The sequence below is a fragment of the Mycobacterium attenuatum genome (assembly GCF_900566085.1).
Lineage (GTDB): Bacteria > Actinomycetota > Actinomycetes > Mycobacteriales > Mycobacteriaceae > Mycobacterium > Mycobacterium attenuatum.
On record NZ_UPHT01000179.1, the window covers coordinates 1 to 9,597 of the forward strand.

8 protein-coding genes and 2 pseudogenes are annotated in these 9,597 nt (G+C 62.3%); 2 read left to right on the forward strand and 8 right to left on the reverse strand.

All coding sequences use genetic code 11. The features are described 5' to 3' along the window. Positions 1-86: 86 nt before the first annotated feature. The 3 genes from EET13_RS28650 to EET13_RS28660 all read right to left on the reverse strand — a co-directional run bounded on the left by EET13_RS28650 (position 87) and on the right by EET13_RS28660 (position 2,398). Positions 87-1,676 (reverse strand): WXG100-like domain-containing protein, encoded by a 1,590-nt coding sequence (locus EET13_RS28650; RefSeq protein WP_136623288.1) that lies wholly within the window; start codon positions 1,674-1,676, stop codon positions 87-89. Positions 1,677-1,803: 127 nt separating this feature from the next. Next, entirely contained in the window at positions 1,804-2,094 is a 291-nt protein-coding gene (locus EET13_RS28655; RefSeq protein ID WP_063470843.1) for a WXG100 family type VII secretion target, read from the reverse strand. Further along, positions 2,087-2,398: a WXG100 family type VII secretion target gene (locus EET13_RS28660; protein ID WP_036404640.1), complete on the reverse strand. Its 312-nt coding sequence runs from the start codon at positions 2,396-2,398 to the stop codon at positions 2,087-2,089. The genes EET13_RS28655 and EET13_RS28660 overlap by 8 nt, the downstream gene beginning before the upstream one ends. Positions 2,399-2,514: 116 nt before the next feature. On the opposite strand from EET13_RS28660, the pseudogene EET13_RS28665 reads away from it, so the two are divergent. Beyond that, positions 2,515-3,886 (forward strand): annotated as a pseudogene (locus EET13_RS28665) (ISL3 family transposase). A 13-nt stretch (positions 3,887-3,899) separates the two neighbouring features. Here EET13_RS28665 and EET13_RS28670 read toward each other — a convergent pair. From EET13_RS28670 to EET13_RS28690, 5 genes and pseudogenes are all read right to left on the reverse strand, one after another. Beyond that, positions 3,900-4,782: pseudogene (locus EET13_RS28670) on the reverse strand (IS1380 family transposase); the annotation flags it as partial. A 118-nt stretch (positions 4,783-4,900) separates the two neighbouring features. Then, on the reverse strand, positions 4,901-6,112 hold the full coding sequence (locus tag EET13_RS28675; RefSeq protein WP_122445421.1) for an MAB_1171c family putative transporter: 1,212 nt from the start codon (positions 6,110-6,112) through the stop codon (positions 4,901-4,903). Positions 6,113-6,118: 6 nt separating this feature from the next. After that, positions 6,119-6,622 (reverse strand): hypothetical protein, encoded by a 504-nt coding sequence (locus tag EET13_RS28680; RefSeq protein WP_136623290.1) that lies wholly within the window; start codon positions 6,620-6,622, stop codon positions 6,119-6,121. Between the two features lie 157 nt (positions 6,623-6,779). After that, on the reverse strand, positions 6,780-7,937 hold the full coding sequence (locus EET13_RS28685; RefSeq protein ID WP_122445423.1) for a cytochrome P450: 1,158 nt from the start codon (positions 7,935-7,937) through the stop codon (positions 6,780-6,782). Positions 7,938-8,027: 90 nt separating this feature from the next. Then, complete coding sequence (locus tag EET13_RS28690) at positions 8,028-8,459, reverse strand: helix-turn-helix domain-containing protein (RefSeq protein WP_122445424.1); 432 nt, start codon at positions 8,457-8,459, stop codon at positions 8,028-8,030. 226 nt (positions 8,460-8,685) lie between these two features. Here EET13_RS28690 and EET13_RS28695 point away from each other — a divergent pair, with 226 nt between their 5' ends. Further along, positions 8,686-9,348, forward strand: coding sequence for a hypothetical protein (locus tag EET13_RS28695; protein ID WP_136623291.1), 663 nt, complete (start codon positions 8,686-8,688; stop codon positions 9,346-9,348). Positions 9,349-9,597: the final 249 nt, after the last annotated feature.

The following is a 9,597-nucleotide window of genomic DNA, read 5'->3' on the forward strand; positions in this document are numbered from 1 at the left end:
CGACCCGACGACCGGAAGCCAACAGGAAAAGCTGGGCAGACCAGCGGTCGTCGCATCCCTACCACGCCACAAATCAAGATCAAAAATCAACAATTCACGCCACAACGTCCATCCGTGGATCGAGGCTGAGCCCCGATGGGTTCATCCGGCAGCGAATGAGTTGGCGTTACGTTCTCGCCCAATGCAGTCGGTTCGGAAACCCGAGCCTGCCTTGCCGAGACCGGTAGCGTCCCTGCAGGTTTGGCCGGCTCCCCGGTTGTTGCCTTGTTCTCGAGTGGTGTCTTGGATTCGGTGGGGCTCTTGGGTAACGGATTGTCTCCGGCTCCGGGTTTGGACTGCGGCCCCGGCGTCGGGCTTCCTGATTGCGGCTGTTGGTCCGTCGGCGGCTGAGGCTCATCAGGCGGTTCAGCCTTAGGGCCAGTGGGTGTGGGCGGCTCAGGAGGTTTTGAGCCACCGGGGTCACGGGTCCCGAACAACCTCTCCCTGAATGCTTTTAGCTTATCGGCGATCTCACGGGCCCTGTCCAACTTGGCGGCCGGCCCTTCGGGAAAGAAGTTCGTCGCGACGTCGGCTTCCATTTTTCCGTAGGCCTCGCCAGGGCTTCTTGCCCAATCGTCCCAGTGAACGTTGTCTTTGATCACCTCCTTCCAGGACTCCAACCAGCCTGGCGCGTGGTCGCCGCCGAGGCCAACCAGCGGCGCCATACCGAGGGCCATCCCACCCACATCGCGGCCATAACCGACCGGGTCGAGCAGAGCGCGGATCTGGTTATAGTTCCAGGCTGTTTCGCCCAGCCCCCAGACGATTTCGCCCATGCCTTTGAACCGTTGCCCAGTGAAATTGATTAACCAACCCACCGGGTTGCCTTGCAGGAACTGTTCCCATTCCTTGGCGGCGAGCCGGCCCATGTTGGTGATCGTCGTGTGGGCCTGCGCAACGGCCTCACCGATCTGGTTGCCGAGCGCATCAACTTCGCCGGTGAAATTATCGACCACCGTGGCGATGTCATGGGCGATGCGGGCGATCTCGTCTTCGTCCTCGTCGGTGAGAAACTCCCAGACTTCTTTGATTCCCGTCAGCGGATCACAGATGCGCGACAGCAAATCCAGGATCGCCGCATGCACCGCGTCGATCTTGGCCGCATATTTGTCCAGCCCGGTTGCGATGGTCTGACACTGGCCCACTATCGCGGTCGCGCCGGAATAGGCATCAGAAAACGCGCCCTCGATGAGTCCTGCTTCCGGGAGTTGCTGAGCGCGAATAGCATTCATCGGCGCGGCGGTCGCATGGATTTCGGCCACCGCGAATTGGGTGCCGGCGTTACGCCAGGCCGCGGCCGCCGCACGCAGCTTCCCCGAATCCCCATTAGGCCAGATCATCCCGATGTAGGGAGCTACCCAACCCCAGCCCGCCTGGGCGCTATCACCGTTACCGATGGCCGACGCCGCCGAACTCGCGGCCACGCAGCTCGTCGGCTGCGGCACCGGCAGCGGCGCGGCGCGGCCGGCGACATCGGACATGGCCTCGGCCAGCGAGTAGTTGTGCGCGGTCATGCGCACGCCATCGCCGAGGTTGCACAACCCATTGCGTGTTACCGCCATCACCTGCAACACGGTGGCCGCCGTTTCGTCATAAGCACGTCCGAACTGCTCGCCGGCCGGATCATCACCGGCCATACCAGCAGATCCCGCCAACGCACCGGTCAGCGTCGAGGTGACCGACCCCAGGGTCTCACCGGCAGCCACCACCGCCGCACCAGCACCATCAAGGGCCGCCGGATCCACCGCCAGCGTGGTCATCAGCTCACGACCACATACGGCTATTCGTCGACATGGCGCCCGAGTAGTTGGCATGCGCGCCCTGTCCCGCGGTACGCAATTGAGCCAATGCCTGGCGCATCATCGCCTCACCAAGAGCCCAATGCCGGTGCGCCTCAGCATGAGCCGCCGCACCCTGCCCCGTCCACGTCACGTGCAAGCGGGTCACTAACGAGTCGATTTCGGCGAGCATGCTTTCGGTGTGACGCCCGAACTCGGCCATCCGCTGCACCGCCTCGGACAGCGCCGCCGGATCGACCCGAAACGGCTCAGCCACCACCGACCTCACGCATCGCTTGCGCGGACGCAGTCTCGTTTTGTTGATACCCCGCCCCCGCCTCGGCTACCGCCTGCGCCAGGATGGCCAACCCCAGTTGCACCTCACCAGCACCGCGATGCCACAACTCCCACGCCGAGCCATACGAGTTCCCCGACGCGCCGCGCCAGCCGCCCAACACCTCGCCAACTTCAGAATCAAGCTCTGTCAGCTGCGTTGCAAAATGCTCAGCCGCACCACGCAACGACTCGGCGAACCCCTGCATCACCACAGGATCTACCCGCAACGTGTCATCAGCGCTCATGGCGGCAACCTAACAACATCGGCAGGTCGCCACAATTCAGGGCTCTTCCGACTTGATGGGGGTCTGGTGTGACCGAGTGGGATCGTGTCGGTGACTGATTGAGGGCTCGCGCCCTTGTGAACTGGGTGTTCCTACGCATCCAGAAGCAAGAGGCGCGAGCATGTCCCAGAGTAGTTCCCTGCTGCTCGGGCTCGACGGCATCACCGTGGAGTCCGTTGAGATCGCCGAGGATCGAATCCGCACAGTCCATGTCCTGACCGCCGCCGACCGGGTGGGTACGTGCCCTGAGTGCGCGATCCGGTCGTCGCGGTCGAAGGGCTGGGTAGTCACCCGGCCGCGTGATGTCAAGATCGGCTCGGATCGGCCGCGGATCGTGTGGCGGAAGCGGAAGTGGTTGTGCGCCAACGGCTTATGCCAACGGAAATGTTTCACGGAGTCGGCGCCGTCGATCCGCCGCGGGCTCGCATGACGGTGCGGGCCAAGGCCGAGATGGCGCTGGGTGTGCTCGACGAGGACCGGTCGGTCAAGGCGGTCGCCGCCGCCTACGGCTGCAGCTGGAACACCTGCCACGACGCGGTGATCGCGACCGCCGACCCGGTACTGGCCGCCGAACCCGAACCTGTGGCGGTGCTCGGGATCGACGAGACCCGGCGCGGGAAAGCCAAGTGGGAGACCTACTGCGCCCAGACCGGTGCCCGCCGGTGGGTCGACCGCTGGGACACCGGGCTGGTCGACATCACCGGCAGCGGCGGGCTGCTGGCGCAGGTCAACGGGCGTGCCGCCAAACCGGTGACCGACTGGCTCGACAAGCGCGACCCGGCATGGAAGACCGGCATCGAATTTGTCGCCATCGACATGTCGGCGACCTACGCGAAGGCCGCGCGGGAGGCGCTGCCGCACGCCCGGCTGATCGTGGATCGTTTCCACCTGGTCAAGAAGGCCAACGAGATGGTCGATGCGGTCCGACGGCGCACCACCCAGGCGCATCGCCTGCGCCGCGGACCCAAGACCGATCAGGAATGGATCAACCGGCGCCGGCTGCTGCGCGCCGCCGAACGACTCACCGACGACCAACGCACCCGGCTGTTCGAGCGGCTGACCTGCGCCGACCCCAACGGCGACATCGCCGCCGCCTGGATCGCCAAAGAGCTCCTGCGCGACGTGTTGGCCTGCACCGCTCGTGGCGGGCTGCGCTACGAGATCACCGCCGCACTGTATCGGTTCTACGCGTTCTGCTCCGCCTGCTCAGTGCCCGAGATCGCCAGGCTCGCCGAAACAATCGAAACCTGGCAGGAGCCAATGATTCTCGCGATCCAGACCGGACTGTCCAACGGCCGCAGCGAAGACTACAACAGGATTGTCAAACACGTCGGTCGTATCGCCTTCGGGCTCAGAACACCGGAAAACCAACGGCGCCGAGTACGGTGGGCCTGCACCCGCCAATCACGGCGAGCGCCATCCAGAGCCAGACAGCTTCGCCCCTGCTAAATCGGAAGAGCCACAAATTGACCAGGCCGGTGGCCTCGGCCACCCAGGCGCCGCCGCGGATGTCGCCGGTGGCCTCGATCGCCGGGTACCAGGCGTTGCCGCGGTTGAGGGTGTCCACGGCGTCCTGCACGCGTGCGTCGACTGGGTAACCGAAGGAGAATCCGGCGTGGTGATCGCGGCAGGCCTTGGCGAAGGCGTGGGTGGCCCCGGCCGAATCTGAACGAACCACAACCTTGGGCGCCTGAGGATTGTGCGGGCCGTGACGCCAACGCCTGCTCAAGGACCGTGATGTGGTCGGCCGCGGTGTTGCTGCCCGCGTTGCCCTTGCGCAACAGCCCGGCCAACGCCTCCCCACCGGCGATCTCTGGACGGTCCAAAAACGCCAACAACGGATGGTGCCCGAACGACTTTTTCCAGGTCGCAGCCGAATTCTCCTTGTTGTCGGAGTGGTCGACGATCAGCGTGGCGTCAATATCGATGTGCAACCAGTCACCGGGTGCGGGGTGGGCACCGGCAGCCCAGGCCGCCGCTCTGGCCGCAGCGCGTGCAGCGCGCACCCCCGGCAGGCGCGCCGCATCGACACGCTGGTCGACCAGCCGCCACATGGTGGTCGTCGAGGCCGCCGCTTCGAACACATGCTCTCGGTCACCGCAAAGCTGCCCGACCCCGTCGATACAGTCCGCGCCATCAGCCACGGCCGCCGCCAGATCGGCGAACACCGCGCCCGGCGCATACGCCCACGGGCACTTGTACGTATCGGCCAATGCAGCAGTGACCTGCGTCGACAATCCGGTCAGGTCAGCCAACTCACGCAACAAACCCATCCCCGCATGCGACACCACGCCATGACCGTCAGCCGATACCCTAGCCCGGCCAACCGCTGCGCTACCCTTCATCTAGAAAGTGCCCTCCCGCTCGGAATGATGGACCTTCAGCAGTCGCATTATCCATTGCAGGACAGGCACTTTCGCTAAACCAGCAGCGTGTCACGCCAAGTTGCGCGCAAAATCCGGGCTAGGCCAAATGTCCGAAGTCAGGACCGAGTTCGCCAAGAAGGGCAGGCACGAGCGGGCAGGTCCGATACGCGGTGGCGACCGCAGCTAGCCAGCGGACCTCGCCGGTGAACGAGAGCTGGTCAGGTTGGTAGAACACCTCAGCGCCGTCGGTGGTCGCCCAGCCGCTGCGATGGGCGTGCAATGCTGCGGCGATTCGTGCCGCTTCGATCGCCGCGCCTTGCTTGCTGGTTGTGATGTGCAGTGTGGTGGCGAGTTGCTCGGCGCGGGTGGTGGTCTCCGGACGCAAGTGTGGTTGAAGAATCAACAGGGCGTCACGGATTTCGATGACACGACGGTACAAGCGAGTTCGAATAGACCGCCGCATCGTTGGGATTGTTCGGGTGTTGTCCGGCAGCGCGTCGCCCAAATCTGACCACAGAACACGTAGGCGGTAGAGCGCCCACAGTTGCCGCGCTGCCCCGCTGCACTGCGGTATCAGTGAAGGGCACACAAAGCCGACCAGCATCAGTGCCGCGCCGAGACTGGCGAAGGCGGGAGCGATGGTGATGTTCAGCGAATGCATCGAGATTCCTGCCCAGGCGGCGGTGATGGCGATTGCCTTGCCGATGCTGTATCCGATCGCGATGGCAGACCCCACAGCCAGCAGGGTTAGGCCGCGCCGCAGCCAGATCTGCCGATGCACACGCGGTATCCAGTGGACACACAGCATGATCAAGCGGAGCAGCCCGAAGGTGTACGCGCAAAGATAAACCGCCAAGAAGACATCGACGATGCCGATCGTTGCGTAGTAGTAGTCGAAATCGGTTGGGTGACTTTGGCTGTGCACTGGTGAAGCGAAAAACAGGATCGCCATGGCACTGACAACGGCGAGGTTCACCAAGATGATTCGACGAGGGTTGGAGACCAGACTTGTCGATATCGGCGGGCCAGGCGTCACCAGGTAGGAGGTCCACACGATGTTGGCCAGTACGGCGGTGGTGACGGCTGAGTAGACAATCAGAGTGGCGAGATTGGGGATACCGCTGATGCGCCCGATCCACTGGTAGATAGAGGGCACAGCAGCTTCGAAACCGATTGCCGCGCAGGCGATAGCTACAGCCACGGCCCATAATGGGGAACTGTGAGGATTTCTGATGGCCAGATTCAGCCGCCAGGTGAACGCCGTGATAGCCAGTGCCGCGACGCTGCCGTACGTTACCGCGAACGGCACCTCGGGTCAGTCTCCGGTGCCCAGAGTCGCAGCCAGACTTCTGATTTCCGCTTCCGTTGTCATTACCCATTCCTGATGGTGCCCGGATATGACATGGTAAGACATCAGCAGATCGGCGATGTGTTCGGCTTCGGATTCTTGGTCGTGTGATGAGCAACTGCGACCTACGATGCGTTGCACGAGAGATGGATTGAGATTCGGCGCGATCAGATATATAGCTTCACGGCCGGTTACAACGGGGAGTTGGTGCTCAGCAAGCAGATGGCCGAATTCGTGGCAGATGATGTGGTCCTGATGTAGCTTGCTGGTTAAGAGTTGGTAGGCGATGACATCGATAGCGGGTGTCACCGCAAGCACGCCCGAGGGTCCTGAAACCGGAAGTGGTTCTGGACACAGGCGCAGTGGCCGACCGCGTTGCCGCGCCAGTGCTTCGGCTAGCTGAGCCACGGTGAACCGCTTTGCCAGGTTTAGCTCGGCTAGCTTGGCGCGCAATGCCCGGTGGTTCATCATCGAAGGTCTGCCTTGGCGGCTTGGCCGGACACCAATCGGCACGGCTTATTTGCGGTCATGGCGGCGTTGCTTGCGTCGTGTCGGTGGGTGCTGGAGCGCACAATTAATCAGATGCTGTTGTGGTCATTGCATTTCCGATTCACGCCCTCCAACCTATTCAACCCGGTTTCACCGCTAGGGCAAGCGGACCGCGGTGGCGAAATCCGGAGCGCCAGGCAATGGCGTCCTCGTGGTCGGTCACCTTTAATCGCGGCCATTGGGTGTAGAGCTGGGTGAGAACACCGGCGGTGATCGGGCGGACCAATGCGGCACCCACGCAGGCGTGGGTGCCGTGGCCGAGTGCCACATGCGGCTTGGGTGAGCGGGTCAGGTCGAGTTCATCGGGGCGGTCGAATCTTTGCGGATCATGGTTGGCCGCTGCAAGACATAACAGCGCCGTCTGCCCAGCGGCGATCGTGTGCCCGCCGATCTCGACATCGGCGACCGCGAAGCGTGGTCCAGCCAACACTTGTGGTGAGAGAAAGCGAAGCAGTTCGTCGACCGCTCGCGTCTGGTCGGATCCACGCAGAGCTTCGAGTTGTCCATGGCTGCTCGACAACGCCAGCACTGACCCGGCTAGCAGGTCTATGAGCACCTCATACCAGACGAAGAGCAGGTAGAACAGCAGCCCGGCCAGCTCGTTGGATTTCACAGTGCTGGCTGCGATCAACCGAGTGAGCAGGGTCTGCTCCTCGCCCCGATGGCCATATTCGATGACGATCGCGATGATCTCCTGCATGCTGGCCAGTGTGTCTCTTGCTCGCGGCGCCGCGCCGGGGCGCATCGTCAAGTTCGCCCAAGCGAGTAACCGATCACGAGCACCATTGGGCAGTCCAAGTAGCTCGCCGAGTATGACAGCAGGTAGTGGAATAGCCACACGGTCGACGAAGTCGAACTCAGTGACTCCCTGTAGTTGGCGCAGTGTGGGCTCGATCAACTGCGCGGCCTGAGCAGACCATTGGTCAAGCCGTCGCGGCGCCAGCTCGGTGACCAGCGCTTGCCGCAGGCGCGCGAGATCATCGGCATCACTGGTTTGAAAGACATCCAGCGGGGCCGGAACAGCGAATCCCGGATAATCGACCCCGTCAGCAAAACGCACGTTAGTTGAGAGGCGGTCGTCGAGCAGGCACTGATGGACGTCGGCGAATCGGGTTACCAACCATGCCGGCGGCCCATCGGGCGTCGCAACCCGATGTACACCTGCGTCTTTGTCGCGCAGCGATGACAACACCGGCCAAGGATTGCGCGCAAAGTCCTCGTCAAAGATGTCGAGCACGGCACCATCATCGCATGCATGAAACGCACAGCCGATACCGTCCAGGCAAGTGGTTCCGCTGCAAATAGCTTGAGCACGACTTGTTTTCGCTTATGTCAGCTCTCGGCGAGCAGCTTCGCGGTTGACGATCGTGTCAATGATGTCGTTAACGGTTCCCAACCCCTCCGGTGAGAGGTTGACTGCACGTAAGGCAACATTACAAACGTCTGCATTGCGCAATGCTCCAAGTAGTTCCAGTTCTGCCTGGATCTGCTTGCCGTGGTCGTCATCGAAGAAGTAGGCGACCGGCACATCGAAGAACTTCGCCAACGCCTCCAGATGACGTTTAGTCGGGTTATCCCGCCGGCCCGTACGTAACTGCCACAGGTACGTCGGCGAGAAGCTTTCTCCCGTCGCCTCTCGACACGCTGTCGCGACTTCATTATTGGTGTGTTGAGCTCCCTCCGGCGACCGGATGATCTTGAACAAGGTATCGATCTTGTCCGCGAGCGTGGTTGGGGGCTTCGCAACGCCGTCAGTCATAGCCATCAGTTTCCCAAGCGATAAATCGGATCTAGAGGCTGGGCTGCCACGGCTTACGACACATGAGAACACTTCTGGTCGGCACCGACAGTCGACCGGAAAGCTAGAACAATAGTCGCAGCTCCTATAAAAAGTGGCACCAGTCAATCCATTCTAGTTGACAGATTCACTGTCGTAGCTACCCTATCGGTGTAGCTTGTGTGAATCCCTACTTTATCGGATTCATATGAGCTATGCGCCTGAGTGCCTCACCGCCCTCGATGGCCAACGACGTCAGCTCATAGGGAGATGCAGGATCATCGGCAAAGCCGAGCGCAGGCAGGGCAGGCAGGCCGGGTTGGGTAACGCCACTGCGGTGATGGACAACGGCTACATGGTCACCAACCTGAATGACCCTTCGAACGCGGCACGCAGATTGGAATTGATAGTGACCGGCATCATTACCACGCCCCGCGTCCCATACCGTGCTCCGGCCTTTGTGGTCACTGCTCACGGCACCCGAGTGCCGTTCAGCATCGACGAGGACGCCTTCTCGGCTTGGGTTGCTGACGAAAGCGATTGGCTGCCACACCAGCTGCCCGACCCCGCCGATGCTTCCCCGGGATCTACCTTGGCAGACTTAGTATATGAGGCGCTCAGTAGTGGTGTGCTTGTCGGCGATGCTGGCCTTGAGTTGAACATTCACGGCGACGTTGACGAGGCTGGGTATATCATGCGAATCAACAATCTTGCCGGCCAACAGCTTTCGGTGGCCTTGACCAGAGGCTGGCACGAACTGCATTGGCCACCAGGAGGCCTCACTCCAAGCGAAAGTGCTCGCCACCACCTCACGGAGGTGTGCTGCAACGCCAACACGCTACTCAAAGACCTACTGGCAGCCGCGTCGTAGAAGCGGCTTTGCGTACGGGCTCCCGTACCCGGGTGGAGTCATCCGGGCATGCACGGTCCCTGCTCGAACCTTGACCTGAGTTAGGACACCTCTGTTGGATTTCGAGCTCAGAATTGCTGTGACCTGCTGGTTTGTGTGGCGGAGGGCGGGTTTTGGCTTACTAACCGGGTAGGGTCCGGTGAGTGTTTGTGCGCAAGGTGCGCACCGCTTCGGGTGCGGTGGCGGTGCAGGTGATGCGCAAGTCGGGCC

Excerpts from the sequence above, each read along its gene's own strand:
- EET13_RS28650 (WP_136623288.1), bottom strand. The coding sequence starts at position 1,676 with ATGGCCGGTGATGATCCGGCCGGCGAGCAGTTCGGACGTGCTTATGAC.
- EET13_RS28660 (WP_036404640.1), bottom strand. The coding sequence starts at position 2,398 with ATGAGCGCTGATGACACGTTGCGGGTAGATCCTGTGGTGATGCAGGGG.
- EET13_RS28680 (WP_136623290.1), bottom strand. The coding sequence starts at position 6,622 with ATGATGAACCACCGGGCATTGCGCGCCAAGCTAGCCGAGCTAAACCTG.
- EET13_RS28690 (WP_122445424.1), bottom strand. The coding sequence starts at position 8,459 with ATGACTGACGGCGTTGCGAAGCCCCCAACCACGCTCGCGGACAAGATC.
- EET13_RS28695 (WP_136623291.1), top strand. The coding sequence starts at position 8,686 with ATGAGCTATGCGCCTGAGTGCCTCACCGCCCTCGATGGCCAACGACGT.